This window comes from Renibacterium salmoninarum ATCC 33209 (assembly GCF_000018885.1).
In the GTDB taxonomy this organism is placed as follows: Bacteria; Actinomycetota; Actinomycetes; order Actinomycetales; family Micrococcaceae; genus Renibacterium; species Renibacterium salmoninarum.
Window position 1 is genome coordinate 296,514 of sequence record NC_010168.1, and the last position, 26,419, is coordinate 322,932.

Consider the following 26,419-nt stretch of genomic DNA (forward strand, 5'->3'; position numbering starts at 1 on the left):
GGATGCAGCATGAGCGAGCAACCGAAAGACAAACGAAAGTCGCGACGGCGCGGCAAAGAGGTTGAAGCGCCGCAGGCTTCGGCCGAGACGGCAGTGCTCGAAGACGACGATGATTTTGTCGAAGAAGAATATAAGCCCACCGAGGCTGATGGCGACATGTTTGGTGGCGCTCCGGCCAAAAAAGCCAAAGCATTCTGGCCTTCCGCTAAACGGTTAGTTGGCTTGCTCCGGCACGAGTGGCTTGCGCTGGTGGCAATCTTTGCGGCCGTGGCGATCTCCGTGGTTTTGACCGTAATCGGTCCAAAGATCTTGGGCAAAGCCATGGACGTGATTTTCAATGGCGTGATTGGTACTGGGTTACCGGCCAACCCGACCAAAGAGCAGGTTATTGCCGGGGCCCGAGCGCAAGGCAATAACAATTTCGCGGACATGCTCGCGACTTCGGAGGTGGTGCCCGGGCATGGCATCGACTTCAATGCGTTGTCTTATCTCATTCTGGTTGTACTCTCGATTTATTTCATTGCTTCAGTATTCAACTGGTTCCAGGGCTATCTACTGAACCGGATTGTCATGAAGGCGATTCGGAAACTACGCAGCGATGTTGAAGCGAAGCTCAACAGGCTGCCGCTGAACTACTTTGATACCGGTCAGCGCGGTGACGTGCTTTCCCGGGTGACTAACGACGTCGACAATGTTCAGCAAGGCCTACAGCAAGCATTCTCCCAATTGGTCAGCTCGATTCTGCTGCTGGTTGGATTCACGGTGATGATGTTCTTGGTCTCTTGGCAGCTGGCGTTGATCGCGCTGATTGCCATCCCACTCTCAGGTGTAGTTGCTGGCGTTATTGGTAGCAGAAGCCAGAAACTCTTCGCTGCGCAGTGGAAGACCACTGGAGCGTTTAACGGCCAGATTGAGGAGTCCTTTTCTGGACATACTTTGGTCACGCTCTTCGGTCACGAAGAAGACATGTTGGAACGCTTCGACGAACGCAACGAGGAGCTGTACAAGGCGAGCTTCGGGTAGCCTCAGGCCAGATGACGCTCGGTGATGCAACAGCGTTCATCCAGTACTCGCGTGAGTTCAACCAACCGCTGACCCAAATTGCGGGCATGGCTAACATGCTGCAATCGGGTGTCGCTTCTGCCGAGCGGGTCTTCGAGTTCCTTGATTCGGAAGAGCACGAGCCTGAAGATGCTACGAGCCATCTGCCGGCGAAAACCGACGGGCACGTTGAGTTCCAGGATGTGAGCTTTAGCTACACCGAAGATAAGCCGCTTATTGAGAACCTGTCATTTGCGGCAAAGCCAGGATCTACTGTGGCGATTGTTGGCCCAACCGGCGCGGGCAAGACTACCTTGGTCAATCTCGTGATGCGGTTCTACGAGCTCAATAGTGGCCAAATTACGCTCGACGGCGTGGATATTACCGAACTGAGTCGCGCCGAGTTGCGTTCCAAGGTGGGTATGGTGCTGCAGGATGCTTGGCTGTTTGGCGGCACCATTTATGACAACATCAAGTACGGCAATTTGGATGCTACTGAGGAGCAAGTTATCAGTGCGGCAAAGGCCACTTATGTGGATCGATTTGTTCGGGCGCTTCCTGATGGCTATCAAACGATCTTGGATGATGAGGGAGCGAACGTCAGCACCGGTGAGATGCAGCTCATTACGATTGCCCGGGCATTCGTTACTAACCCGTCGCTGCTGATCCTGGATGAAGCGACCAGCTCCGTTGACACCCGCACCGAAGTTTTGGTGCAAAAAGCGATGGCCGCACTGCGAACTGATCGGACAAGTTTCGTCATTGCGTACCGCCTTTCAACCATCCGGGATGCAGACACGATTCTGTTCATGGAAGCCGGTCGAATCGTAGAACAGGGCAACCATCGAGATTTGCTCGCCGCCCAGGGTGCTTATTACCGGCTCTACCAGTCCCAGTTTGCTGGCGAAACCGATATTGAAGATGAGGAAGCTCAAAGTAAAGCTTCGCTCTAGCTGAGTTTCGCTAGAAATAGCAAGGTGCGCCGAGCGTCAGCTCAGCGCACCTTGCTATTTTTCGTTACGGACTAGCAGCTAAGGTTTCCGCCAGGATCAACGCCAAGAACACCAGCGATGTTCTTGTAGTAATTGATCCGGGCATTACGTGAATCTGCGCCATTTCCGTTGCACTCCAAGCCGCCATTGATTGAACGAATGGTTTCACCGAAGCCGCGATTTTGTACAATCGAGTCGTGGCTGGAGGTACTAGCGCCGCCACTTTGCGTATTCCAGTACCACAGGCCAGTTCCCCAAGCGAGGGTTGGGTTGGTAGCTACCTGATCCGGGTTATTCAACAGATCGAAGCCCAGTGAGTCTCCGGCAGCCTTGTAGTTGTAGTTCCAGCTCAGTTGCAACGATCCGCGACCGTAATACTGATCGCCGCCGGCTGGGCAGCCGTAAGGCTGGCTGCGATCACAGTAGTGCGGGTAGTTAGCGGTGTTCAGTTCGCGGAGGTACTGCAAGCTGCCGGTCTCGTGTTGCACGTTAGCCAGGAACGCAGCGACCTCGCGTTTCTTGGTTGCGTCGTCGCCAGTGGTGGCGAACGCTGGGTACTTCTTTGCGCCGCTCACCAAGCCTTGGTAAGAGTAGGTCGAATTCCGGTTCGGGAAGAGCTGATTGAACTGTGCTTCGGAGATTGGGAACTCAGAGTTCGACGGCGGGTTTCCGCTGGGGTGCACGGTCCACTTTTGGTTGGGGTTTCCGGTGCAATCCCAGATCATCAGCCGGGTACCGTTATCTGATTTCTGACCCTCGGCGTCGAGACAGCGGTTGGCCGCCGGGTTGACGATTTCGCTGGCATTCGAGAAGGCCCATTTTTGGTTGGCGCTATTGGCGCAGTCCCAGAGTTGGACCTTGCCTCCGTTGCTGGTGGACCGATCGACAATGTCTAGGCACTTGCCCAGCATACGAATCGACTGGTCATCTCCGATAGTGATCTGCTGGGCGTTGGTGCCATTGCAGTCATAGATCTGAACAGCAGTACCGTTATCTGATTTGCCAGCGGCTGCATCAATGCATTTGCCGCCGATGCCAGTGATGGTGCCGGTTGTAGCGGCCTGGGCTGCGCCGGGCGCGGCTACCAGGAGAAGGGCTGCGGCCGCGGAAGCCGTCAGCAGGGCGAGAAGTTTTTTCACTGCAGGGTGATCCTTTCGAGCTGTGAACACGAGATCAAATGGGGGGTACCTGAAGTGCGAGCGATTGCAGGAAGAGTCTTTCGCCCGCTGTTATTGATTACAAGGGCTAATGAAAGATTTCCACTGATTACCGCAATTTTTGTGGAAAGTACGTACGTAGCGAATTGCTGCGAAAAATTTGGTTAATGTAAATATGTCCTGACAAAGCTTTGACAGGACATAACTTCTGCGGCAAAGTATGTGATGTGCCACATGAAATCCTGACCATGGGTCGAATCAGCGTTGACATCTACCCCAATGACATCGGGGTAGATCTTGAAGAGGTGTCTAGTTTCGGTAAGTATCTGGGTGGCTCACCCAGCAACGTTGCGGTCGCAGCCGCTAGGCACGGTCGCGCGAGTGCGGTAATCACCGGCACCGGCAATGATCCGTTCGGAAACTATACTGCATCAGCAGCTGAAAAAATTTGGTGTGGCTGACGAATTCGTTTTCACCGATCCCAGCTGGCCTACGCCGGTAACCTTCTGTGCGATCAAACCGCCGGATGATTTCCCGCTCTATTTCTATCGACAACCCACGGCACCAGATCTACAGCTGGAACGTCACAATATTCCGGTAAGCGCAACAAAAGAAGCCCAGATTTTCTGGTTCACCATCACAGGCCTCTGCCAAGAACCCAGCCGAGATTCGCATCTTTACGCGCTCGAAGCACGGCCGAAGTCGGGCCTTGCCGAAGGCCAACACACCATCGTGGACCTAGATTATCGGCCGATGTTTTGGGGTTCAGCGGCCCAAGCGAGGGAGCAAATTGAGCTAATTTTGCCGCAGGTGACCGTGGCTATCGGCAACGCCGAGGAGTGCGCAGTGGCCGTCGGAACGGGCACTCCCGATGAGCAAGCTGACCGGCTGCTCGCCGCGGGCGTGCAGATCGCCGTCGTGAAGCTTGGTGCTAGCGGTGCGTTAGCCAAAACAGCGACCGAAAGAGTTATTTCCGCCCCCCGTTCCGGTGCAGACGCTTAATGGCTTGGGTGCCGGTGACTCTTTTTGTGGCGTGTTTTGTCACGGATTGCTCGCTGGTTGGCCACTGGCGCGAAGCTTAGATTTTGCCAATGCGGCCGGCGCAATTGTCGCCTCCCGGCTCTCTTGTGCGGATGCGATGCCAACGTCAGCAGAAGAGATCGAGCTACTCACTGAGCGCGGTCGTTTCCCGGCGTTAGAAGGGCCCACAAGCAATGACTGATTATCAAGAACTCAGCCGGATTCGTCTAGAAGACCCGGCCGCAGTAGCCCGAGCCGCGGTTAGCCGTCGAAAACATCCTGGCGTCAAAGCCGGGCAACAGAACTTCATTGTGGCGGCAGACCATCCAGCCCGGGGAGCGCTCGCCGTCGGCAGCCAACCCGTCGCAATGGCGGATCGGCGTGAATTATTGGCTCGGTTGCAGACCGCGCTAGCGAATCCCGCGGTGGACGGCGTGTTGGCTTCACCAGATATTTTGGATGACTTGCTGCTACTGGGTGCACTTGAAGGAAAGCTGATCTTTGGCTCGATGAACCGCGGCGGCCTATCCGGTTTGGTCAATGAAATTGACGATCGATTTACCGCACATACCGCGGTCGCGCTGAAGAAGATCGGCGCCAATGGCGGCAAAATGCTCACCCGAATCTGTTTTGATGATCCCAATACCGCCTCGGCGCTGGAAGCTTGCGCGCACGCCGTCGATTCGTTGGCTGAGCAGGAACTCATCGCGATGATCGAGCCGTTTATCTCGGTTCGAAACGCGGACGGAAAGATCAGCAACGATTTGAGTTCGGACGCGGTGATCAAATCGATGGTAATTGCTTCGGGTCTAGGCTCAACCAGCGCCTATAGCTGGCTCAAGATTCCAGTGGTCGCGGAGATGGAACGAGTCGTGGCGGCGACCACGCTGCCAATAGTGTTGCTGGGCGGCGATCCGGATGGCGATCCGGATGATACTTTCGCAAGCTGGCGTGAGGCGCTCGCATTGCCTCAGGTGCAAGGGCTGACAGTTGGCCGAAGTCTGCTCTACCCGCCCGACGGCGACGTCGCGGCCGCCGTCGCAATCGCCGCGTCGCTCTTGCAGCAGACAGGACACTGACCACAGCGCAGGCCCTTGTTGCCTTCCTAGCTAATCAATTCACCGTTGATCGAATCGACGGGCAGGAATATCGGAAACGACTCATTCCGGGCACTTTCGGTATCTTCGGGCACGGCAATGTGGCCGGGGTGGGCCAGGCGTTCAAACAAGCTCAAGTGCATGATCCGACGATGATGCCTTACTACCCGGGACGAAACGAACAAGCCCAAGTGCATCAGGCAGTTGGCTACGCCCGGCACACTCGGCGCCGCGCCACTTTCGCGGTAAGCACTTCGATCGGTCCCGGCTCCACAAATATGGTGACCGGCGCTGCCTTGGCCACCACAAACCGATTGCCAGCCTTGCTGCTACCTTCAGATATTTTTGCCACCAGGGTTGCCGACCCGGTTTTGCAGCAACTCGAGCGGTACGACGCTGGCGACGTCTCGGTAAACGACGCTTTCCGCCCGGTTTCCAAGTACTTTGACCGAGTGTCTCGCCCAGAGCAATTATTTTCCGCCTTACTCAACGGCTTGCGCGTGCTCACCGACCCGGCTGAGACCGGCGCCGTGACCATCAGCTTGCCGCAAGACGTTCAGGCCGAAGCCTTTGATTTTCCCGATGAGTTCCTGGCAGAGCGCGATTGGCGGATCCGTCGGCCTGATGCCGAACGCGAAGATATTGCCGAAGCTGCCCGTCGTATCCGCGCAGCGAAATGTCCCCTCATCATCGCCGGTGGCGGAGTGCTCTAAGCCTTTGCTGATGAGCAATTGGCTGCGCTCGCAGCCGAGACCGGAATCCCGGTAAGCAACACGCAGGCCGGCGTTGGCGTGCTGCCTTGGGATCATCCGCAAGCCCTGGGCGCGATTGGTTCCACTGGCACTACTGCGGCTAATGCAATAGCAGCCCAAGCAGATCTGATTATTGGCATTGATACCCCGTGTGAAGACTTCACCACGGCATCCCGAACTGCTTTTCAGAACCCTGCCGCGCGCTTTATCAACATCAATGTGGTGGCCTTCGACGCCTATAAGCTGGGCACATCGCTGCCAATAGTTGCTGATGCCAGGAAGGCGCTTGCCGCGCTTCGCGGAGCGCTTTCCGGATTCCAGGTTGCTGCCAGGCTGACTGCTGAAATCGGAGCGCAAAAAGCTCGTTGGAACGCCATTTCAGATGCGGCTTTTGCCGAGCATTCTAGCACCGGAAATAGCCAAAATGCAATCATCGGTGCGGTAAATAATTCGCTGGATGCTCGTGATGTACTGGTCTGCGCGGCGGGGTCCTTGCCGGGCGACCTGCATAAACTCTGGCGAGTGCAAGATCCGTTCGGTTACCACGTGGAGTACGCCTACTCGTGCATGGGTTACGAAATTCCTGGTGGTCTGGGTGTGAAGCGAGCGGTGCTTGCCGAGCATGCAGAGGCCGGAACTCCGCTGCGCGACGTCGTCGTGATGGTGGGGGATGGCTCCTATCTGATGATGCACACTGAGCTGGTCACGGCAGTAGCTGAAGGTATCAAGCTCATCGTCGTGCTGATCCAAAATCATGGTTATGCCTCAATCGGCGCGTTGTCCGCCTCGCTTGGTTCGCAAAGATTCTGCACCCAATATCGCGCATTGGAATCGGCGCAGCACAGTTTTGACGACGGCCCTGTGCTGCCGGTCGATTTGGCCGCTAATGCTGCTTCGCTCGGCGTTCGGGTAGTCAAAGCGGCCGACGTCGAAGAGCTTTCCGCTGCACTGGGCGAAGCCAAAGCGCTTCCAGAAGGTAGCGGCCCGATCTTGATTTATCTCGAGTCGGATCCATTATTAGATGGACCAAGCTCGGAGTCCTGGTGGGATGTTCCGGTCGCGTCAACCTCAGAATTGGCGAGTAAGCAGGAGGCGTACCGGACGTACATTGAGCACAAGACTAAGCAAAGACCGCTTCTGGGCGATCCGGAGCAGTCTTCATGAGCAATCAGCTCGCCATTCCCGAAACTCTGCACCACATTTCGGGCTTAAAACCGCAGAATAAGGCCGAAATGTGGTGCAGCGTTTCAGGGGTTGGGAAGATGGGATGGATATGAAGGAGAACAAGTTGATCATTGGAACTGCGCCAGATTCTTGGGGCGTCTGGTTTGCCGACGATTCGAAACAAACGCCCTGGCCACGTTTTCTCGACGAAGTGGCCGAGTCCGGCTACAAATGGATCGAACTAGGCCCGTACGGTTACCTGCCTACCGATCCCGCCAGGCTTGCCGAGGAGCTTGCAGAACGCGATCTGAAAATCACCGCCGGCACAGTATTTACCGCATTCCACCGTGGTGCCCGTGAGGGTGAAGCCGCCTGGGAATCAGCACGAAGAGTTGCCGAACTCACGGCCGCAATGGGCGGTGAAAACATCGTGGTGATTCCGGCGATGTGGCGCGACGATGTCACTGGCGAGGCCGTCGAAAGCGGCGAGCTCTCGAGCTCGCAGTGGCAAGACCTCTTTGCCGGGCACAACGAACTTGGCAGAGTTCTGCGCTCGGACTACGGCCTGCAACAACAATTCCACTCGCATGCTGATTCGCATGTCTGTGCCCAGCCAGACATTGAACACTTTTTGCAAAACACCGACGCTGATCTGGTTACTTTGTGCTTAGATACTGGGCACGCAGAGTATGGTGGCGCATCCAGTCTGGCATTGATCAATAAATATCCGGAGCGAATCGGCTATTTACATCTCAAACAGATCGATCCGTAGATCCTAGCGACCGTTCGCGAGCAAAACCTCACCTGGGCCGCAGCGAATTTGGCTGGTGTGATGACTGAGCCACCCTCGGGGCTGCCAGATCTTTCCGCCGTGATCGACGCTGTCGAACGCCTTGACCGGCCGATCTTCGGCGTAGTGGAACAAGATATGTACCCCTGCGATTTCGCGAAGCCAATGCCCATTGCGAAGCGCACCAAAGACTATTTACTCTCGTGTGGTTCTCGCACGCGGATTGTTTGAGAGGACTTGTGAGCTTGAACGTAGCGGTCATTGGAGCTGGCCGAATGGGCGCGGATCATGTTCGCCGCTTACACGAGAGCATCAATAACGCCACGGTTGCCGCCGTCGTCGATATTGATCTGGACCGAGCTAAAGCAGCTACTGAAGGTACTGGTGCCTTGGCCGTCGCCAGCCTCGCTGAGGCTTTCGCCGTCGAAGGTGTCAATGCGGTTTTGATTGCCACGCCCGGCTTCTTGCACGAGGAGGCGCTGTACCAAGCCCTGCAGCGCGACGTGCCGATCCTATGTGAAAAGCCGATGACGCCGGATGCTGCCTCCGCTTGGCGGGTGGTGCAGGCCGAGGTTGCTCTGGGTCGTCAACGAATCCAAGTGGGCTTCATGCGTCAGTTCGACGCTGGCTACCAATCGCTCAAATCTGAAATCGAGGCTGGCGCAGCTGGCAGCCTGTTGATGTTGCATTGCGCGAATCGTAATGCCTCAACGCTGGCAGATTTCACCGAGCCAATGCTGATCAATGACTCGGTAGTGCACGAGTTCGACGCAATTCGATTCTTTACCGGCGAGGAAATAACGTCGGTCCAGGTCCAGGTCCAGGTCCAGGTCCAGGTCCAGGTCCAGGTCCAGCGCGGTAAGCGCTCCTCGCTTGCCCCTGAGGGAATCAGCGACCCGCAACACGTGCTGATCGAGACCGAATCAGGAATCCTGGCCGATGTGGAAATCTTCGTCAATGCTCGTTACGGCTATGAAGTGGCCACTCAAGCGGTTTTCGAAAACGGCGTGCGCAGTATTGGTGCTGGCGAAGTCACGCCAAGCTTCATCGAACGATTTGCTGCCGCTTACGATGCCGAAGTGCAGGCTTGGGTTGACGCTGCGTTGCACGGTGAAATCGGCGGGCCGTCCGCTTGGGATGGCTACGCCACTGCCGCTTGTTGCGAAGCGGGAGTGGCGGCCCAGCGCTCGGGGCAGCGGACCGCCGTCGTACTGGCAGCGAAGCCGGAGCTCTATCGCTGAGTTGTCGGACCGCGATCCGCAGTCCACCCCCACTTCGGATGCCGTACCAGCTAGTCGGCACGGCATCCGAATGCTGAAAATGCATCCGAAGTGGGGGTGGAGTCGCTAGCAACCGTTAGGAGCCGAACGGCAGTCTGGGATCTAGTTCTTGAGTGGCCCAGCTGGAACGCAGCCAGCCATGATGGGGGTCGTCGCTGATAAGCCACTCGCGCTTTGCCCCTGGACCCGCCATTACGTTTAGGTAGTACAGGTCATAACCGGGTGCCGCCATCGCTGGTCCATGCCAGCCGTAAGGAACCAGGACGACGTCGCCGCTGCGCACTTCGGCGGTAACGTCGATCGGCCGTTCGTCTGAGGCATAGACTCGCTGATAGCCGATGGCGTCCGTCCCGGCGGGCGCACCCGGGGTTGGCTGAGATTCAAAGTAGTAGATTTCCTCCAGCGAGCTTTCGCCGGCCTTTTCCTCATCGTGTTTATGGGGCGGATAAGAGGACCAGTTTCCAGCGGGGGTGAGTACTTCACAAACAATGAAGCGGTCCGCGCTCAGCGTCGCTGGCGTGCCAAAATTATGAACTTGGCGGGAGCAATTGCCGGCGCCTCGCAGTTCAACCGGGATGTCCTCGGCAGCGAGGTATGCGGCGGGAAAGGTTTCAGTTGCGGGCGCGCTCGCAATGGCAACTCGGCCGCCGTCATCGCTGCTGATGGTAAGCGTGGTCCAGATTCCGGCATAGACCACGTCAGTGCGTCCCGCGAAGACCGAATCTCGGCCAGTCAGATCGAACTTTTGCACGCCGTCGCCGCCCGCTAGCTGAACGGTAAACGAGCCGGCTAGCTGGATGACCAATCGCTCTTCCGATGCGCCAGGAATCTGTACCGCATCGCCAGCGGTCAACGTGGCTACTTTGAGCCCGGTGTGTTGCCAGCCGGGCGCTTTGGTTTGTGAGTCAAAGCCGCCCAGCGAGATGTCCCATTCGCCTTGCTGTGCGCTTCCCTTGGGGGATACCCATTCAGTCATGCCGCAGTCACCTTTGCACCAGGGTTAGTTCAAAACTGTATGAATCTGCTCGGTAGACGTGCCGACCAGTTTCGATCGTTCGGCCAGTGTCATCGACGGCGGTGCGCTCCATGGTCACTAGCGCTGCACCGGGATCAGTGCCCAGCTGAGTTGCCTGATACTTATTGGCTATCGTGGCGCCGATGCGTTGATGGGCAAGCGAAAAATTAATACCGGCTTCGCGTAGCAGCGCGTAAAGTCCGTTCGCTTTCAAAGCGGCTTCATCGAGATCGGCGACGTCGTCGCGCACCCAGTTTTCCATGAGCGCTAACGGCTTGCGCCCTACTTTGCGGAGCCTACTGAAGTGAAATACCTTCGCTTCTGCGGCTAGTTCCAATTTTTCTCGGATCGGTGCGGCGGCTTCGATATGAGCAAAGCCCAGCACTTGAGTGCTAGGTTTTCCACCGTCACGAATCAAATCATCGTAGAGGCTGGAAAGCTCAAGGGGCCTACGCACTTGGCGGGATACCACTTGGGTGCCTACGCCGCGTTTGCGCACCAAAAGTCCAGCTCGAACCAACTCATCCATTGCCTTACGCATCGTAGGGCGGGATAGTTTTAGCTGCGCGGCGAGTTCAATCTCGTTATCGATTCGGCTGCCCGGCGGAAGCTTTCCGGCGTGTACTTCAGCTTCAATTCCTTGGACCACTTGATGGTAGAGCGGTACTGGCGAGGATCTGTCGATCGGGATGTTCAGTGGCACAGTAAGCTCCTCATCAGTTCAGCTGATCAGAGCCTAACAAGAAGTAGTCCTATTGTCAGGACAAGGTGACAAGCGGGTGCTAAGCAGAGCACGGTTCATCTCTGGCAGTTGAGCTGCACAGATTCAGTATTTTTCCCGGTTTCCATAGTGGGTTGCTCTACCTGTAGAAAGACATCAACAGTGCTCGCTTTGTCTGGGCTGACTAGCACTGCAGATTTAGGGAAGTAACGCTGAACTGCTGCCGCGGCTGCCAGATTGTCTTTTGAGACAGCAATCAGGATTTGCGGTTTTTCTGCAAACTTTGCGGGCACCTTTCCTCGCGTTTGGTTCGCAGTCTTATTACCAATAATGCCAATGGTTAGACCCTCAGTTTTGAGTTGTGAATCGCTCCGGTGTGTCCGGAGGGTTTCTCAGACGATGAGCCTGTCGGCGGCTGCCGTGCTCTGGTAGTGATTGTAGTAGTGGTTTTCTAGCTCTACTGGTGGGATGTCTCCGCAGTACTGGTAGAGCCTTCGGTGGTTGTACCAATCTGCCCATTCAGCGGTGCCGATTTCGACTTCTTCTAGAGTCCGCCAGGGCTTGCCGGGTTTGATCAGCTCGGTCTTATAAAGCCCGTTGATGGTTTCCGCCAAGGCGTTGTCGTAACTATCACCCACAGAACCGATCGAGGGGCGGATACCGGCCTGGGCCAGGCGTTCGGTGAAGGCCAAGGAGGCGTATTGAGCCCCGGCATCGTGATGATGAATCACCCCGGAAATCTCAGCCCCGGCCCGTTCACGACTCCAGATTGCCTGATTAACTGCGTTGAGCACTAGCACGGTGTTCATAGAAGCACTCGCTGACCAGCCCAGGATCCTCCGAGAGTAAGCATCGATCACGAAGGCAACATAGACCCACCCGGACCAGGTCGAAACATAGGTGAAATCAGCTACCCATAGCCGATCCGGTGCCGTTGGTGTGAAATCACGGCGGACCAAGTCCTTCGCTCGGGCCGCCTTCGAGTCTTTGATCGTGGTGCGTTTGACCTTGCCACGGACCGCACCCTGTATGCCAAGTAACCCCATGAGCCGTTCTACCGTGCACCTGGCCACCGGCACACCTTCACGGTTCATCGCCAACCAGACTTTCCTGGTGCCGTGCACCCCGTAATTAGCGGCATACACCTTCTGGATCACGGGCTTGAGCACCTCATCACGTTGTTCTCGGTGAGATCGTGTTTTATCCACCCATTCGTAGTACGTGGACGGGGTGGTCTTCACCCCGTCCCAGTAAGCACCTGGCAGATCGACTCGACACCCCACCGCAATCCATTATTCTCGCGGTGACCGGCATGGTCCTTGATGTATTTCACGATCAGTGTTGTGGCGGTCGAGTTCGACCGCGAAAAAAGCTGAAGCACTCCGAAGGATCGCGTTCGCCCGTTTCAGCTCAGCGTTCTCACGCCGTAACCGTTTCAGCTCGGCCGATTCCGTGCTCGTTGTTCCAGTTCTAGTACCAACATCGATCTCGGCTTGCCGGACCCATTTACGCACCGTTTCCGGCACACCCACACCCAAAAGCTGGGCAACTTTTTGCATCGCCGCCCACTCCGAAGACGCACCCTCCATCTCCGCACGATCCTTCAACTCCTGCGGATACCGTGTCGTAGTTTTCCCTGCCATGTCCTGATCCTCTCAAACAAGAAAGTCTCCGGACACACCGGGGCGATTCACCGTAGGAGAAGCCCAAGTAATTGATCCTTGAATCGCCACCAACGCTTCGCAGTACATCGAGGTCCTTCACGACATTATTTAGTGCCGACATTCGAAATGAAATCATCACCGCTGATGCCGAAACCTTTGCCCGTGTTGTTATAGCAAGCCTGGGTGTTCCGTTCGGCTGCCTTGGTCAGCTCTGCCGAACTGAGCAGATCGCTGCCTTGATGTTGTGCATCGAGGAATTTATCGGAGGCACACTGAATGGCCGGTGCCGATGAGCCAACACCACGCGGATCGAAGCCGATCAAGTCGTAGTTGCCCAGTAGCTTTGCCTGGTTGAAATAGACGCCGATGCCGTTGGCCAAGCTCATACCGGGGAATCCGGGGCCACCGGGGTCCATGAAGAGATTTTGCTTCTTCGCGTTCCCGCCTGGCAGGTGCACGCGCAACATAGCTACCGCAATGGTCGTGCCAGCAGGTTTGCTGTAATCCAGCGGCACAATCGCGTAACCACAGGTAAAGGCGGCGCCGGTGAAGTAGTCCCCTGTGCCGTAATCCTGGCAAGATTCCCAGTTGATTTTCTGGCTGTAGTAGCTCTCTAAGCCTTGCGGCACTACGCCGCTGCTGGCGCAACCGGCCACCGGGGCACCAATTTTGTATGTGCCACTACCAGTTCCGAAGTTGTTAGCTACGCTCTTTGAGATGCCTTGCCCGGCAGGGTTGCTGGAGTTGTAGATGGCCGGATCCGCCGGATCTAGTGGTCCGGGAACCCCTGGTGGCAGATCTGCTGGGTTTGCTGCCGGAGCGGTGGTTGTTGTCACCGGCGGCGCTTGTTTCTTGACTACCGGCGGTGCAGTTTCACCGGGAACCGTCACGGGCTGAGGCGTACCCAGACCAGGTACTGGTCCCGGTGCCGGATTTTGCGTCGAGGACGAAATCAACGGAGCGTGGATTGTGCTTGCGTTGGCAGGATCTGCATTTGCCGTAGCCATGGTGCCAGTCAAACTGACCAGGCCCGTGCTTACCGCGATAGTCGCGGCTAAGCCGATTCTCACTGTTTTCTTCATGAATATCCAGTCTGGGAGAGTGCAATGTCATGGACCTGCCGACATGGAAGGACCAGGCAGAGCGGAGATGAGTGGTTGCGATCTCAAACAGCATTTGACATTGCACATCAGTTGGTAAAGGTTGCGTGTAAAGCGAATGCTTCGCTCAATAGTAGTCAAGATTCCCAAAAATGAGACATAGAACACTTTTTATGGCTTTTGAACTGGTCTCGCGAGTTCTTGGCCTGCGGCGGTAATTCACCTAGTGAGTTCACAGCTTTTCTCAAGGATGAGTAAGAGGAGTAAAAATGGCGCGGCACAGCGGCCCAGGCGATACGTTGGCGCAAGACCCGAAGCTTCCGCCGGTCGCGGTTGCCGAGGCACAACTTGAGCGCGAAGACCGAAGATGGACACCTGCGAAGATCGCGCTCTGGGTGCTTATCGCCTTGCTGGGCGGCGTGGCTTGGGTGGTGATCGCCTTCGTTCGCGGCGAAACAGTCAATGCCATTTGGTTTGTTTTCGCTGCGGTATGCACCTATCTTCATCGCCTACCGTTTTTACTCGAAATACATCGAAAAATATCTGCTTCGGCCCAATGACCGCAGGGCGACGCCTGCCGAATACAAGGCCGACGGAAAAGACTACGCCGCAACGGACCGGCGAATTCTCTTTGGTCATCACTTTGCCGCGATCGCTGGCGCTGGGGCTTTGGCCGGGCCGGTGCTTGCCGCGCAAATGGGCTTCTTGCCCGGCACCTTGTGGATTATTGTCGGCGTCGTCGCGGCCGGCGCGGTGCAGGACTATTTGGTGATGTTCTTCTCGATGCGCCGTGGCGGCCGGTCGCTGGGCCAAATGGCGCGGGACGAGCTCGGCGTTATCGGCGGTACCGCGGCCCTGGTCGCCACGATCGTGATCATGGTGATCATCGTCGCGATTCTGGCACTCGTGGTGGTCAATGCGCTGGCAGAAAGCCCCTGGGGCGTCTTCTCAGTATCGATGACTATTCCGATCGCGCTCTTCATGGGCTGCTACTTACGCTTCATCAGGCCCGGCAAAGTCACCGAAGTTTCGATCATCGGATTTATCTTGCTAATGCTCGCCATTATTGGCGGCGGCTGGGTCAGCCATAGCGAATGGGGCGCTGCGTTTTTCCACCTGGACAAGGTGACCATCGCGTGGGGCATCATCATTTACGGCTTTATTGCGGCGATTCTGCCGGTATGGCTTCTGCTGGCGCCACGAGACTATCTCTCCACCTTTATGAAGGTTGGCGTGATCGTGATGCTCGCGTTGGCAATCATTGTGGTGCGGCCAGAAATTAAAGTGCCAGCGTTCAGCGAATTTGCTGGCCGAGACAACGGCTCAGTCTTTACCGGATCGATCTTCCCCTTCCTTTTCGTCACAATAGCCTGCGGCGCGTTATCGGGCTTTCACGCCCTGATCTCCTCCGGAACAACACCCAAGTTGAGTGAAAAGGAGCGCCAAACTCGTTTCATTGGCTACGGCGGTATGTTGATGGAGGCATTTGTCGCGATTATGGCATTGGTGGCCGCACTATCTATTGATCGCGGCATCTATTTTGCGATGAACTCCTCGGTAGCGGCGACCGGCGGGACTATTGAAGGCGCTGTTGCCTTTGTGAATTCGCTTGGTCTCTCCGGCGTCAACCTCACGCCAGACATGCTGGCGCAGACCGCGCAAAACGTTGGCGAGCAATCGATAGTTTCCCGCACCGGTGGAGCGCCGACCCTCGCAGTGGGCCTCGCGCAAATCATGCATCAATTCGTCGGCGGCCAAGCCTTTATGAGCTTCTGGTACCACTTCGCCATCATGTTTGAGGCGCTCTTCATTCTCACCGCCGTTGATGCCGGAACCAGAGTTTCTAGATTCATGCTCCAGGACGCCTTTGGCAACTTCATTCCGAAGCTCAAGGACACTTCGTGGCGGCCCGGTGCTTGGTTGACGACGGCGATCATGGTCGCAGCCTGGGGCGCGGTGCTACTGATGGGGGTCACCGATCCGCTCGGTGGCATCAATACCCTGTTCCCACTCTTCGGCATCCCCAATCAACTGCTAGCGGCCATTGCGCTCGCGGTATGTCTGGTAATTGTGGCCCGGGCCGGTCGCTGGAAGTATCTCTGGATTGTCGCGCTGCCGCTCGCTTTTGCCGCCGTGGTGACCATTACCGCGTCGTACCAAAAGATCTTTTCTTCAGTTCCCGGCGTGGGCTACTTTGCGCAGAACGCCGCCTTCTCAAAGGCTTTGGCTGATGGTAAGACCTCGTTTGGCACGGCAAAATCGGTGCCGGCTATGGAAGCGGTGGTGCGTAACAGCATGATCCAAGGAGTGCTCTCGGTAATCTTCGTGGTGCTGTCGATTATTGTGATCGCGGTAGCGATTTGGGTGACACTCCGAATCGCTCGTAGCGGCAAGATCTCGAATTTCGAAGACCCAGAGACGCCGTCGCGAATTTTTGCACCAGCCGGACTCTTCGTCTCCAAAGCGGAAAAAGACATCCAGGCCCAATGGGACGCGCTGCCTGAGGCTGAGCGGCCGGTCAGGGCTGGTCATTGAGATGGCGAGGTGCTGACATGAGCTGTTTGAAAACGGCCTGGTCTTCTCTGCGCTGGTATGTCAAAGGGCTAATGGGCGAGGACGCTTACGAGAAATACTGCGCCCACCAAGAAGCGGTGCACCCGGGCGGCGAAATGATGACCGTACGCGAGTTTTGGCGGGATAAAACTGACCGTCAGGATGCTAACCCACAAGGCCGCTGCTGCTGACGTCCTTTCAGCATCCCCAGGGTCACAGACGAACTACTGCAGGTGCTGAATTACCGCGAGCGGGCCGACGGTCTGCCCGCCGTCGACGGGCAAAGTTACTCCGGTAATCCAGGACGCATCCGCAGAAGCTAGGAAAGCGACCGCCGAGGCAATATCTTCGGGTTCGCCAACCCGGCCAATAGGGCACAGCGGGGCGAGACGATCCGCACCGCCTTCTTGGTTGTCCCAGACTCGGGTGCGGACAGTTCCCGGCGCCACGACGTTGACTCGGACGCCGTCGACACCCAAGGTCACGGCGAGATTTTTGGCTAGGATCACCAGGCCTGCCTTTGCGCTTGAATAAGCCATGCCGCCAAACGCTACCAGTGCATTTACCGAGCTGATGAGCACAATAGCTCCGCGGCTGGCTATCAAATGCGGGGTGCACGCGCGGATGATTCGCACAGGGCCACGTAAATTCAGGCCCACGATGCCGTCCCAGTACGCTTCGTCCATCGGATCATCATTTGGCAGCTCACCGCCAGCAACCGATGCCAGCACATCAATCTTGCCGAATTGCTTGACCACCGCATCGATAGCGCCGTCAACCGACGCTGGATCAAGCACATTGCAGTTCAGCGCTAGGGCCCGATCGCCAAACTCTGCAGCCAATGCATTTGCGGCCGCTGGATCGAAATCCAGAATCGCTACTTGAGCACCTTCATCAATGAAACGGCGGACCGTCGCCTGGCCAATTCCGTGTGCCCCGCCGGTGACCACAACTACTTTGTTTGAGAATCGCATGAGTCGAACTTACCTCTTCAGCGCCGCATCCGAATACGGTGTCAAAGTTGGTTCAAGCCGGAGGTGTTGTGCTGCGCCGAGCAGCGATTTCGGCAATGAAGGAAAGCACCGGATCAGCGTTGGCGGTTTGGACCAAAATGGTCACGAATCTGCCAACGGGTTCCCTATCGCTTTTCCCAGCGGAAGTTTTTCATCCCGTAGTAGGCAAATAACCCGGTCCACACCAGAAGGACCACAACTGACGGTAGCCAATCGTTCCAAGCAGGTGCACTGACCCAAGCTTGGCTGACCAAAGTTGATAGTGCGCCACCGGGCGTTAATAGCTGAACGGTATGCAAATCCGGGTTGGGGAACGCCAGGGTCCAGATGGCGGTGCCCAGAAAGATAATAAAGAACGGCATGACCGTGATTTGGGCCGCTGCCGCAGAGGGGGTGTAAACCGCAGTTAAACAATCCACAGGCAGCGCAGATGGCCAACACCAGTACGACGGCGACCAGCAGCAAAGCCGGTTGGCTGGGCAGCTCCGCACCGCGAATGAAGAATGCCGCAAGAATAACCGCGAGCTGGACGAGCACTAGCACCACACTGGGGATCAGCATGCCGGCATAGATCGCGCCGTTCGAGGCCTCGCCACTGCGCAGCCGTTTCAAGAAAAGTTCCTCGCGACGAGTTGCAATCGTGGTTGTAGCGGTCAAATAAACCCCCATCACGCCAATAAGGGTGAGCATAAGCAGTACCTGCATCACAGGGCTGTCCGGTCCCGGACCAGTGATGACGTAAAAGGCGCCAAAGACTAACGGAATGAAGAGTGCGCCACTGAGTACGGTCTTGTTGCGAAAGGTGATTTTTGCTTCTGCTGACGCAATGGAAAGCGCTCGAGATATTTGGCTGACCTTTCGAGCGTCCTGAGTTGGGGCGATGCTCATGCGGAAACCTAAATCGAATTGTGGGTTGATTTGTTGGGGCCATTGCCACTGGAAATCCGGCGAAAGACCTCATCTAATGAAGCTTCAGAGGCTTTCAGCCGTTGTAAAACGATGCCATTGGCGCTGGCCCAAGACAGCACGCTGAGGAGCTCGGATTGCAGGCCTGACGTGCGTATTTCCACCCGCTGGCCGGATGATTCTGGCGTGATAACAGCCTGATTGGGCAAGCCAAGGAGCGAGGCGTCCGAACCTACGGAGAAGCTGATCGATGCCGGTTCTACCGCCAGTACTGCCGCTACCGAACCGGTCAAAGCGATTTCGCCGTCATGCATTATCGCTAGCCGCTCAGCGTACTGGGTGACCTCTTCGAGATAGTGCGTAGTCAGAAATACCGTGGTTCCATTGCGGTGCAAAGCACTGACTACGTCCCAGGTGCGTTGCCGGGATTCTGGATCAAGGCCGGTGGTTGGTTCATCGAGGAAGAGCACTTCGGGCTGGTTCGCCGTCGCCAACGCCAGATCGAGCCTTCGGCGCTGGCCGCCTGAAAGTTGTTTGACCCGCGCTGACGCTTTATCAGCGCTTCGAGCGCTTCGAGTGCATCGGTGGCTGCTGCTTTTCTCGTTGCGGCGGCCCCGCGGGCTGAGGAGGACTGTTTGAGCCACATTTCCACCGTTTCACGCACGGTCAGATCGTCGGCGAAACCGGCCTCCTGCAGCATGATGCCTAGTCTGGGTCGAATCGAAGCTTTCTGCGTAAACGGGTTGCCGCCCAGGACGCTTACCGAACCACCGCTTGCTGGCCGGTGACCCTCTAGCGTTTCCATCGTGGTGGTTTTACCAGCGCCATTGGTTCCGAGTAGCGCGAAGAACTCACCATTGCGAATTGTTAGGTCAATGCCATGCACGGCCTCAAAGCTTCCGTAAGCGCAGCGCAAGCCTTGAGCTGAGATCGCGATCTCGTCGTCCGGAAAATTGTTCATACTCCCATCTTGGGCGGTGCCAGGTGGGGCGAGTAGGGGCGTAGCGTCACCTTGCGCTAAGCATTCTGCCCAAGATAGGCGTGACTTTTGTCATGGCTCTACGATGATCCCATGAGCTCACCATTGCCCAGTCAGGGGATCGAGGTCGCCAGCGAACGCGGCGTCTTAATAACTTGGTGGTACACCGTGGCCTCAATTGTTGTGGTGCTAGTCATAAGCTACGGAACAGTACCGGCTGCGATTCTTGCTCAGGGCGATGACTTCAATGCACTCAATATTAGTTACCTTGTGGTGTCAGGTTTAGTGCTGGCAGCGTCCTTGCGCTACTGCTGGCTGCTGAAACCAGGATTGGGTTCAGGGCTGCCCGCGGTGCGCTATACGGTGATGTTATTGGTTCCGGCGGCATTCGCTGGTCCCACCGATCCCTTCCTCCTTTTACCGGCATGGTGGGCTGGTTGCTTTGTGGCGGCATTACTGCCGCGCCGACGGTTCTTAGCGCTGATTGCCGTGGCGATCTTTCTTGTACTGGTATTTCTTGCCTCGGCAGCGTTGGCCGGAATTGATCTGACGCAGCGAGCGTATTTGAATTTTCAGGGCTTCCTCTTCTACTTCTGGATGATGGGCGTCATGGTCCCTGCGGTACTCCTCGGAGGCCTGTGGTGGTGGCGCATTGTCGTCCAGCTCAACCACAATAGGAAAGCGTTTGGCGAGCTTTCCGTAGCGAAGGAACGCCTTCGCTACGCGGCAGACTTACACGATATTCAGGGGCATCATTTGCAGGTCATCGCCTTGAAAACCGAACTTGCTGAGCGAGTGATGGATCGCGATCCGGAAACGGCCAAACAACAGATTCATGAGGCTCAAATTTTGGCTCGAACCGCGTTGGAGGATACGCGTGCTTTGGTTCGTGGCTACCGCCAAGTCGCCTTCACAACTGAGCTGAAGAACGCGGCTGAAGTTTTTGAGGCCGCCGCTATTTCAGCTAGCGTGCAGGATCATGGCGTCGAGCTAAACAGCGATCAAGGCTCCTTGTTCGGCTCCGTTATGCGGGAGGCAACAACAAATATTTTGCGGCACGCGAATGCGGCTCAGGTGGGAATCGAACTTCGAGCTGACTCGGAGTCGCTCTGGTTGTCAATCAGCAACGACGGCGTTGAACCAACTACCAGTCAACCCACCCGCGTGAGGACTGCTGGCACTGGGCTGGCAGCGCTCGCCGAGCGCTTGGAGTCTGCCGGTGGCGCACTCGAATTTAGCCAAGACGGTGCAACCTTTGTGGTCAACGCGCGCATTCCGGAGGCATTGTGAAAAAATCCGCCTTATCCTCGCCGATGACGAACAGCTGATTCGCGGTGCTCTCGTCGCCCTGTTAGGGCTTGAGGAGGATCTGGACGTCGTTGCTTCTGCCGATAACGGTACCGACGCCGTCGCGCTTGCGCAGGAGTATCTTCCGGATGTGTGCGTATTGGATTTGGAAATGCCACCGACAGATGGGATTTATGCTGCCGAACAGATTCTGCGTACGGTCAATTTTCGGGTCATCATCGTCACAAGACATGCCCGGCCCGGGGTGCTGCGCCGGGCTTTGGCCAGCAAAGTCTCCGTGTTTGTACCCAAATCGACGCCGGCTGAGAAGCTGGCTTCGGTGATCCGAGACGTAGCTGCGGGCAAACGCTATGTGGATCCTGAAATCGCGGCCACTGCCCTCAATGCTGAAAGCTGCCCGCTAACTTCTCGGGAGCTTGATGTCCTTCGGCTGAGTCGGGCCGGTGAGACGGTGCAGTCGATGGCAAAAACCCTTCATTTGGCCCCGGGTACCGTGCGAAACTATGTTTCATCCGCGATGGCGCGACTTGGGGTGCAGACGCGCTTTGAAGCTGCTCGGATCGCTTGGGAGCAGGGCTGGATCTAGACCGGGAACACCAAAAGCGTGCTGCTTGCCGTGGCGATGAGCTTGCCGGCCTGGTCTCGAATCTCGCCCTCAGCAAAAGCCGCGCTGCTGCCTGGTTTGGTAACGCGTCCGACGGCGATCAACTCACCAGTGTGCGCCAAGACCGGACGTAAATAATTGATCTTGATTTCCAGCGACGTGTAGCTCTGACCGGCCGGCAAAGTGGTTTGAACGGCGCAGCCACACACCGAGTCGAGCAAGGTGCAGACCAGCCCGCCATGGACGGTGCCGATGGGGTTGTACTGTGATTCGTCAGGCGTGCAGGCGAAGGTGACTAAACCAGTTTCGGCCGAGACCGCGGTCATGTTCATCAGGCCGGATATTGGCGGCGGCGGAATTTTTCCATCAATCATGGCTTGCATGTACGCCAAACCACTCATTGTTTTGGCAAGTTCTGCGCCGACCAATGGGTCCGACCAGGTGACAGTCTTACTCCGCGACGAATCGGCTTCTATTGCGTTCACAAGGGTCCTCCCAGATAATTTTTCGACGGTGCTGGCTAACATGCGGCTTCGGTATCCAGCACGAAGAACTGCATTTGTTCTAACGGCTCAAGAAGTTCGATCCTATCGAGCAGAACGCGCGGAGTCACCCAGAGACAGTCTGCGATTTCCTCAGTTGAGCGAGACCACCTTTTTTGCTCCAATAGGGCGCTGAACGGAATAAGCCGCCGCGCGGTTTCCGCACGAACCGAGAGCTCTTCCGAAGCCGATTGGCAACTGGTATAGCCGCGTTCAATGTGGATAAGTTCATGCGTCAATGAGCATCGTCGCTCAACTTGCAATAAGTGCTTGTCTAACCAAACGGTATCCACTCCATTGGTTACGGCGCTCTTTTCAGCCAAATCGACCCAAAGCAGAGTTACCTGCGGCATTGATCGCAACATTCGCCATGGATCGAACATGTCATGAGCTTAGAAGCGCGGGCCGACAGTATCGGTCTCAGACTGCTCGACTAGCAAGATTTTAGTTCAGTGCTTGTGCTGTTCTTGGCTGCCTTCGCCCGGAGACTCGAACTTTCGCTTCATAACCTTGCCGTGATTTTTGCTCGAATCTGCTGCGAGACCCAATTTGTCCGGATCGACCGAGCTAGCTTGGGCCTCGGCGCTGGCTGCTCGGATGATGGCCAGAATTGCGTCGGTCATCTTTGGCGAGATGAGGTCCAGATTTTCAGGTAATCGCGAAGCTAGCTCTGAGCCCGAATCGGTCACATTGAGGCCGAGACTAATCGCATACGCGAGGATGATGCGTTTCACAGGCAGATGCAAAGCTGCGGACAGCGCACGGAAGGTGTCGGTGTTCTTCGGCCAGCTTTTCGGACCAGAGTTGGCCAGATCGTTGAGGTACTGAAATTTTACTGAAAATCCAGCTGCCTCAGCGCGGGCGGAAAGATCGCGATAGGAAAAACCCGAACGGAGCCTTCCAGCTCTGATGAGTTCACCAATTGACTGGATCTGGGTCGATCCGTCGTCAGATTTTGCGCCCGAAGCCAACTTTTCCAGCCTTCCTTAAATGAGAGGGACACGAAAAGCTTATCCAACCGTCTATCAAATGCATCTATCAAATGTGCAAAACATGTTGTATTTAATACGATCACTGGGCTTTTTCGTCACAAAGCGTCTACCAAGTGTATCTGAAGATGACCCTTTGTAATTGACTTATATAAATTCACTAGGGGACACTTGGTCACGAATCACGTATCAATCTGTTCTCGACTCGTCTCGATTTGATGGCCGAAAGGTGAGGTATGCAGCTCAAAAGCGCCAACACCCTGCGCGCGCTGATGGGTCAAGAGGATATTTCACTCGGAGCCCTCGCGTTGCGGGCTCGCTGCTCAAAAGGCTTCATATCGCATCTACTGGCGGGCCGGCGCTCGTCCTGCACTCCGGCTTTGGGCGTGCGCATTGCCAACGCGCTCAATGTTCCGGTGCGGGTGCTTTTTGATATTACGCAAGATGTCCAAGTGCATCAGCGGATCCAGCCAGTGATCAAGTCCCGAAGCAAGCCGTGAGAGTATGTCCTCATGAGCGAAGTCCAGGGAGAGAACTCAACGGAAGCGGTCAGCGAAGGGGTGCTTTCGGCGCCCGAATCGGACGAGCCTGAAAATTCGACGACGACGGCGGCCCGCCCGCGTACTGCGATCCAAGACTTAGTCGACGAGCCGGCCAAGGTAATGCGCATCAGGACAATGGTTCGAGAGCTCCTTGAAGAGGTAAAAAGCGCGCCGCTTGACGAAGCAGCGCGAAGTCGGCTTGCTGAGATCCACGAGCGTTCAATCAAAGAATTAGAAGATGGGCTTTCGCCGGACTTGGTTCAAGAGCTACATCGAATTAACTTGCCCTTCAAGGAAGATGTCACACCAAGTGATTCCGAACTTCGGATTTCCCAGGCCCAACTTGTGGGCTGGATCGAAGGGTTGTTTCACGGCATTCAGACTGCATTGGCCGCACAACAGATGGCTAATCAGCAAACTGCAGCGCAGCTTCAATTGCGGCAACTTCCACCCGGAACTGTCATCGCGCCAGGCGTGATCATCGGCGAAAATGGTGAGCCTCAGCGAGCTCCAGTAACGCAGCGCCCTGCCGGACAGCCTAACGACAACGTGCCCTCGCCAGGGCAGTACCTGTAGCGAATTCCCGGTGGCCCTCTTTGAACGCTTCCGAACGGCAAAGCGCGACGACGCCGAACTCGGCCAAGGCGTTTGGCGCCGAGCACACGATAGATTCCGTCGCGGCCTAGACCGGTTTCATCAGATGCTCGAAGGAGTTCAAGACGAGCAGCTTCATGAAGAGTTGGCTCCGATTGCCAATGAGTTGGCAGACCTGTTGCCGCGAGTCCGTTCGCTGTGCCGGCGTGCACATACCGCCTCGCCGAGTGACGGGCTAAACATTCCAGCCGGCAGTTTTGCTGCTATTCATCGAGAGCTAACCCGAGCTGGAAATGCGTTGGCAACCGCAGCCGAGGCAGTGGCGATGGTTCGGCTAGAAGAATTAGCGCCGGATGCCGTTGTGCGTCGTGCTGCACAAGTAGTTGAGCACGTGATTGCGGCCGAGGCTCTGATGCCCACCGACAATTCATGAAGGCGGGCATCAGCAGCTGTTATTTAGCGGAAAAAGCTACCTGGTCCAGCCCCCAGTACCAATTGTTGCTGCCGGTATAGCGAAAGCGAATCTGCGCTGTTGTCGCGTTGGCTGGCACCTTGGCTGTGAAGCTCAACTTGCCGTTTGAATTCTTATTCAAGGTGGCAAGCGTGACCGGGGCTGCGCCGTCGAACGAGATCAGCACCTCGCCTTTCTGGCTTCCGTCTTGCTGGTAGTAGCTTTGGAAGCTGATCGTTGCCTCATTCGTCCCCACAACGTTGTACTGCGGAGTTATCAGCGTGGAGTCAAAGGGGCCGGAGTCGTGAGTCTTGTTATCCCACTCGTCGGAATCTGCGACCGCAATGACATCCCGACCGCGCATAAAGTTTTCCCGGCCTTGACCGCGTTCTGCTGCAGACCAGAATTCCTGCGTGGTGAAGGCCCAACCTTGCCATTCCGTCGTACCGCCCTTGGGTATCTTAGAATTGTCGATTGACCAACCAGCCGGGGGAGTGTGCATGAATCCCAGTCCGGTAATCTCTTCATCCACAGAAGGCTTCAACGCGGACCGGAGCGCATCGAAGTCATCAGGTATTACCGAGCCAAGCGGAATCCCATCAAGACCCCAAGCCGGATCGACTTTTACGCCAGCAATCGTGAGCGCTGTCACAGCAGGATCAACAAATTTGAGATTGTTTGCAGTAGATCCGGCTTTGATTCCCGGTCCCTGTGCGATCACAAACGTAGAACGCTCCGGTACTGAGTTCCCACTGTGCCCGCCGCTCGGTTTGTGGCCGTGGTCGGTAGTAATCATGATGGTCCAGTTTTCTTGTGCACGGGTGGGCCGAGCTGCGACCGCATCAAGCAATTGACCAACATAGGCGTCGACGTTCAAGATGGACTGGCTGTACTGAGCGCTATCGGCGCCATGCTCATGGCCAGCCCCGTCTACCTGGGCGAAATAGACGAAGGACGCGTCCGGATTCTGGTTCTTTAGGTAGGCGGCGGACCCATAGGCCAGTTCTTTGTCATTAACTTCGTCGCTGGCGTTGTGATCCTGAGGATTCAGCTTCACATCGATTTTGTCCGAAATTATCGGACCGTTTTCTCCTCAAGTGAGGATCGGCGTCCAGTCGGCAGCGGCAAAAGTAGAGATCGTCGGATCGACCTGTTTCATCCGAGTGAGGTAATCCGGGTACTGCGTGTAGTTCTTACCGGAAAAACTGTTGTCCTGCACGCCGTGCTTATCAGGCCAAACGCCGGTCAAGATACTCGACCAACCGGGGCCGGAGGAGGTTTCACCCAGCCTATCAACGCCGGAGGAGGTGGGCTGCGAGTAGAGCAAGCTTTCCCCCGTTACGCCATTTGCCATTAGCGTGCTGATATTTGGCGCCTTTGCCGAGATTGCTTTGCTGAGCAGTGTGCCGTCCAGGCCGATGAGCAAGCTTTTGTTCAGTCGCGAACCGTTGGGCCCGGTTAGCGCATTGAGAGAGGCCGACGTCGTCTGCTCACTTGCTGCTTCGGTCATCGGTGCCGCCTGAGAAATACTGGGAAGCGAAATTGTTGTCAATACAGATATTACTATCGCGGTTCCTAGAGCCCAAGGTCTTTTTGAGTGGGTTTCAATGATGAACATTTTCTCTCATCTCCTTAATTTATGCCTAAATGTGCCTGATAACAGTCTGACCTTCTCGGAATCATGACCTGGTTTCAAGGGCTCTCAAGAGGTTTTCGCGAGCTGTTCATCTTTACGTCGCAATTTGTTGTATATACAGATTCAATAACCCTGATCTGAGTTATCCCAGCTGGATACTTTATCCCGCTGAATCGTCTGACTGAGAGGGACAAAGCGGGCTATCCCACACATAGATCTAGTTCAGCGGGATGGGACTGCGAGCAGCCTGCAAGCTTGTTAAAGCAAAGATGCTCCTAGCCAGCATTTTGCGGGCTAGGAGCATCTTTGAGTGGAGCTTCCTATCAGAATCGAACTGATGACCTTTTCATTACGAGTGAAACGCTCTGCCGACTGAGCTAAGGAAGCATGTGTGTTTTGGCTTTAGCCTCAACAACACAAATAACAACTCTAAATGAGTGACCAGCCAGCGTCAAAACGTTTCTCGGCTGTTCATCCAGCTTTCGCTCAGCATTCAGCGCGCGGTTCTG

20 protein-coding genes, 1 tRNA gene and 7 pseudogenes are annotated in these 26,419 nt (G+C 56.1%); 13 read left to right on the plus strand and 15 right to left on the minus strand.

Annotated elements, in window-relative coordinates; all coding sequences use genetic code 11:
- Window positions 1-9: 9 nt before the first annotated feature.
- Window positions 10-1,994: pseudogene (locus tag RSAL33209_RS01490) on the plus strand (ABC transporter ATP-binding protein).
- Between the two features lie 71 nt (window positions 1,995-2,065).
- Here RSAL33209_RS01490 and RSAL33209_RS01495 read toward each other — a convergent pair.
- A complete protein-coding gene (locus RSAL33209_RS01495) occupies window positions 2,066-3,172 on the minus strand; it encodes a glycoside hydrolase family 19 protein (protein WP_041684974.1) in 1,107 nt (368 codons plus the stop codon).
- Between the two features lie 245 nt (window positions 3,173-3,417).
- Between RSAL33209_RS01495 and iolC the strand changes: the two are divergent.
- The 5 genes and pseudogenes from iolC (at window position 3,418) to RSAL33209_RS01520 (ending at window position 9,254) form a co-directional block, all read left to right on the plus strand.
- A pseudogene (iolC, locus tag RSAL33209_RS01500) lies at window positions 3,418-4,412 on the plus strand (5-dehydro-2-deoxygluconokinase).
- A complete protein-coding gene (locus tag RSAL33209_RS01505) occupies window positions 4,405-5,289 on the plus strand; it encodes a Cgl0159 family (beta/alpha)8-fold protein (RefSeq protein WP_012243823.1) in 885 nt (294 codons plus the stop codon). Before iolC ends, RSAL33209_RS01505 begins: the two are co-directional and overlap by 8 nt.
- A pseudogene (iolD, locus tag RSAL33209_RS01510) lies at window positions 5,286-7,223 on the plus strand (3D-(3,5/4)-trihydroxycyclohexane-1,2-dione acylhydrolase (decyclizing)). Before RSAL33209_RS01505 ends, iolD begins: the two are co-directional and overlap by 4 nt.
- 109 nt (window positions 7,224-7,332) lie before the next feature.
- A pseudogene (locus RSAL33209_RS01515) lies at window positions 7,333-8,244 on the plus strand (sugar phosphate isomerase/epimerase family protein).
- A gap of 14 nt (window positions 8,245-8,258) precedes the next feature.
- The gene (locus RSAL33209_RS01520) at window positions 8,259-9,254 is read left to right on the plus strand and encodes a Gfo/Idh/MocA family protein (protein ID WP_012243828.1); all 996 of its coding nucleotides are present in this window, start codon (window positions 8,259-8,261) and stop codon (window positions 9,252-9,254) included.
- Window positions 9,255-9,369: 115 nt separating this feature from the next.
- Here the strand turns inward: RSAL33209_RS01520 and iolB are convergent, their stop codons facing one another.
- The 4 genes and pseudogenes from iolB to RSAL33209_RS01550 all read right to left on the minus strand — a co-directional run bounded on the left by iolB (window position 9,370) and on the right by RSAL33209_RS01550 (window position 13,775).
- Complete coding sequence (gene iolB, locus RSAL33209_RS01525; protein ID WP_012243829.1) at window positions 9,370-10,269, minus strand: 5-deoxy-glucuronate isomerase; 900 nt, start codon at window positions 10,267-10,269, stop codon at window positions 9,370-9,372.
- A 7-nt stretch (window positions 10,270-10,276) separates the two neighbouring features.
- Window positions 10,277-11,011 (minus strand): GntR family transcriptional regulator, encoded by a 735-nt coding sequence (locus RSAL33209_RS01530; RefSeq protein WP_012243830.1) that lies wholly within the window; start codon window positions 11,009-11,011, stop codon window positions 10,277-10,279.
- A gap of 410 nt (window positions 11,012-11,421) precedes the next feature.
- Window positions 11,422-12,672: pseudogene (locus RSAL33209_RS01540) on the minus strand (IS3 family transposase).
- Window positions 12,673-12,797: 125 nt separating this feature from the next.
- Window positions 12,798-13,775: a hypothetical protein gene (locus RSAL33209_RS01550; protein WP_012243835.1), complete on the minus strand. Its 978-nt coding sequence runs from the start codon at window positions 13,773-13,775 to the stop codon at window positions 12,798-12,800.
- 287 nt (window positions 13,776-14,062) lie between these two features.
- Here RSAL33209_RS01550 and RSAL33209_RS01555 point away from each other — a divergent pair.
- Window positions 14,063-16,328 (plus strand): annotated as a pseudogene (locus RSAL33209_RS01555) (carbon starvation CstA family protein).
- 17 nt (window positions 16,329-16,345) lie between these two features.
- A complete protein-coding gene (locus tag RSAL33209_RS01560) occupies window positions 16,346-16,537 on the plus strand; it encodes a YbdD/YjiX family protein (RefSeq protein WP_041684292.1) in 192 nt (63 codons plus the stop codon).
- Window positions 16,538-16,570: 33 nt separating this feature from the next.
- On the opposite strand, the gene RSAL33209_RS01565 is transcribed toward RSAL33209_RS01560, so the two are convergent.
- The 4 genes and pseudogenes from RSAL33209_RS01565 to RSAL33209_RS18455 form a co-directional block, all read right to left on the minus strand.
- The gene (locus tag RSAL33209_RS01565) at window positions 16,571-17,320 is read right to left on the minus strand and encodes an SDR family NAD(P)-dependent oxidoreductase (protein ID WP_012243839.1); all 750 of its coding nucleotides are present in this window, start codon (window positions 17,318-17,320) and stop codon (window positions 16,571-16,573) included.
- A gap of 141 nt (window positions 17,321-17,461) precedes the next feature.
- Window positions 17,462-18,247 carry an ABC transporter permease gene (locus RSAL33209_RS01570; RefSeq protein ID WP_012243840.1) on the minus strand — a complete coding sequence of 262 codons (786 nt, stop codon included), beginning with the start codon at window positions 18,245-18,247 and terminating at the stop codon, window positions 17,462-17,464.
- 8 nt (window positions 18,248-18,255) lie between these two features.
- On the minus strand, window positions 18,256-18,759 hold the full coding sequence (locus RSAL33209_RS18450; protein ID WP_233494300.1) for an AAA family ATPase: 504 nt from the start codon (window positions 18,757-18,759) through the stop codon (window positions 18,256-18,258).
- Between the two features lie 9 nt (window positions 18,760-18,768).
- Window positions 18,769-19,226, minus strand: a pseudogene (locus RSAL33209_RS18455) (ATP-binding cassette domain-containing protein); the annotation flags it as partial.
- A gap of 111 nt (window positions 19,227-19,337) precedes the next feature.
- Between RSAL33209_RS18455 and RSAL33209_RS01580 the strand changes: the two are divergent.
- Window positions 19,338-20,534, plus strand: a complete 1,197-nt coding sequence (locus RSAL33209_RS01580; RefSeq protein ID WP_049758758.1) for a sensor histidine kinase — start codon at window positions 19,338-19,340, stop codon at window positions 20,532-20,534.
- A gap of 4 nt (window positions 20,535-20,538) precedes the next feature.
- Complete coding sequence (locus tag RSAL33209_RS01585) at window positions 20,539-21,138, plus strand: response regulator transcription factor (RefSeq protein WP_041684980.1); 600 nt, start codon at window positions 20,539-20,541, stop codon at window positions 21,136-21,138.
- On the opposite strand, the gene RSAL33209_RS01590 is transcribed toward RSAL33209_RS01585, so the two are convergent.
- The 3 genes from RSAL33209_RS01590 to RSAL33209_RS01600 form a co-directional block, all read right to left on the minus strand.
- Window positions 21,135-21,641, minus strand: a complete 507-nt coding sequence (locus RSAL33209_RS01590) for a PaaI family thioesterase (protein WP_041684981.1) — start codon at window positions 21,639-21,641, stop codon at window positions 21,135-21,137. The genes RSAL33209_RS01585 and RSAL33209_RS01590 overlap by 4 nt on opposite strands.
- A 35-nt stretch (window positions 21,642-21,676) precedes the next feature.
- The gene (locus RSAL33209_RS01595) at window positions 21,677-22,081 is read right to left on the minus strand and encodes a hypothetical protein (RefSeq protein WP_012243845.1); all 405 of its coding nucleotides are present in this window, start codon (window positions 22,079-22,081) and stop codon (window positions 21,677-21,679) included.
- Between the two features lie 66 nt (window positions 22,082-22,147).
- Window positions 22,148-22,669, minus strand: a complete 522-nt coding sequence (locus RSAL33209_RS01600; RefSeq protein ID WP_012243846.1) for a hypothetical protein — start codon at window positions 22,667-22,669, stop codon at window positions 22,148-22,150.
- Window positions 22,670-22,923: 254 nt separating this feature from the next.
- Here RSAL33209_RS01600 and RSAL33209_RS01605 point away from each other — a divergent pair, with 254 nt between their 5' ends.
- Genes RSAL33209_RS01605 through RSAL33209_RS01615 form a run of 3 tightly spaced genes read left to right on the plus strand, consistent with a single transcriptional unit; the run spans window position 22,924 to window position 24,256 of the window.
- Window positions 22,924-23,187, plus strand: a complete 264-nt coding sequence (locus RSAL33209_RS01605; protein ID WP_041684293.1) for a helix-turn-helix domain-containing protein — start codon at window positions 22,924-22,926, stop codon at window positions 23,185-23,187.
- Window positions 23,188-23,199: 12 nt separating this feature from the next.
- Window positions 23,200-23,805, plus strand: coding sequence for a bacterial proteasome activator family protein (locus RSAL33209_RS01610; RefSeq protein ID WP_012243849.1), 606 nt, complete (start codon window positions 23,200-23,202; stop codon window positions 23,803-23,805).
- 10 nt (window positions 23,806-23,815) lie between these two features.
- Window positions 23,816-24,256 carry a hypothetical protein gene (locus RSAL33209_RS01615; protein ID WP_012243850.1) on the plus strand — a complete coding sequence of 147 codons (441 nt, stop codon included), beginning with the start codon at window positions 23,816-23,818 and terminating at the stop codon, window positions 24,254-24,256.
- 19 nt (window positions 24,257-24,275) lie between these two features.
- Here the strand turns inward: RSAL33209_RS01615 and RSAL33209_RS01620 are convergent, their stop codons facing one another.
- The 3 genes from RSAL33209_RS01620 to RSAL33209_RS01625 form a co-directional block, all read right to left on the minus strand.
- Window positions 24,276-25,331 carry an alkaline phosphatase family protein gene (locus RSAL33209_RS01620; protein ID WP_012243851.1) on the minus strand — a complete coding sequence of 352 codons (1,056 nt, stop codon included), beginning with the start codon at window positions 25,329-25,331 and terminating at the stop codon, window positions 24,276-24,278.
- Window positions 25,332-25,367: 36 nt separating this feature from the next.
- A complete protein-coding gene (locus RSAL33209_RS15785) occupies window positions 25,368-25,784 on the minus strand; it encodes an alkaline phosphatase family protein (protein WP_049758759.1) in 417 nt (138 codons plus the stop codon).
- 437 nt (window positions 25,785-26,221) lie between these two features.
- Window positions 26,222-26,297 (minus strand) — tRNA-Thr (locus RSAL33209_RS01625).
- Window positions 26,298-26,419 lie beyond the last annotated feature (122 nt).

Excerpts from the sequence above, each read along its gene's own strand:
- RSAL33209_RS01505 (WP_012243823.1), top strand. The coding sequence starts at position 4,405 with ATGACTGATTATCAAGAACTCAGCCGGATTCGTCTAGAAGACCCGGCC.
- iolB (WP_012243829.1), bottom strand. The coding sequence starts at position 10,269 with ATGACTGAATGGGTATCCCCCAAGGGAAGCGCACAGCAAGGCGAATGG.
- RSAL33209_RS01550 (WP_012243835.1), bottom strand. The coding sequence starts at position 13,775 with ATGAAGAAAACAGTGAGAATCGGCTTAGCCGCGACTATCGCGGTAAGC.
- RSAL33209_RS01560 (WP_041684292.1), top strand. The coding sequence starts at position 16,346 with ATGAGCTGTTTGAAAACGGCCTGGTCTTCTCTGCGCTGGTATGTCAAA.
- RSAL33209_RS01565 (WP_012243839.1), bottom strand. The coding sequence starts at position 17,320 with ATGCGATTCTCAAACAAAGTAGTTGTGGTCACCGGCGGGGCACACGGA.
- RSAL33209_RS01570 (WP_012243840.1), bottom strand. The coding sequence starts at position 18,247 with ATGAGCATCGCCCCAACTCAGGACGCTCGAAAGGTCAGCCAAATATCT.
- RSAL33209_RS01580 (WP_049758758.1), top strand. The coding sequence starts at position 19,338 with ATGAGCTCACCATTGCCCAGTCAGGGGATCGAGGTCGCCAGCGAACGC.
- RSAL33209_RS01595 (WP_012243845.1), bottom strand. The coding sequence starts at position 22,081 with ATGTTCGATCCATGGCGAATGTTGCGATCAATGCCGCAGGTAACTCTG.
- RSAL33209_RS01605 (WP_041684293.1), top strand. The coding sequence starts at position 22,924 with ATGCAGCTCAAAAGCGCCAACACCCTGCGCGCGCTGATGGGTCAAGAG.
- RSAL33209_RS01610 (WP_012243849.1), top strand. The coding sequence starts at position 23,200 with ATGAGCGAAGTCCAGGGAGAGAACTCAACGGAAGCGGTCAGCGAAGGG.
- RSAL33209_RS15785 (WP_049758759.1), bottom strand. The coding sequence starts at position 25,784 with ATGACCGAAGCAGCAAGTGAGCAGACGACGTCGGCCTCTCTCAATGCG.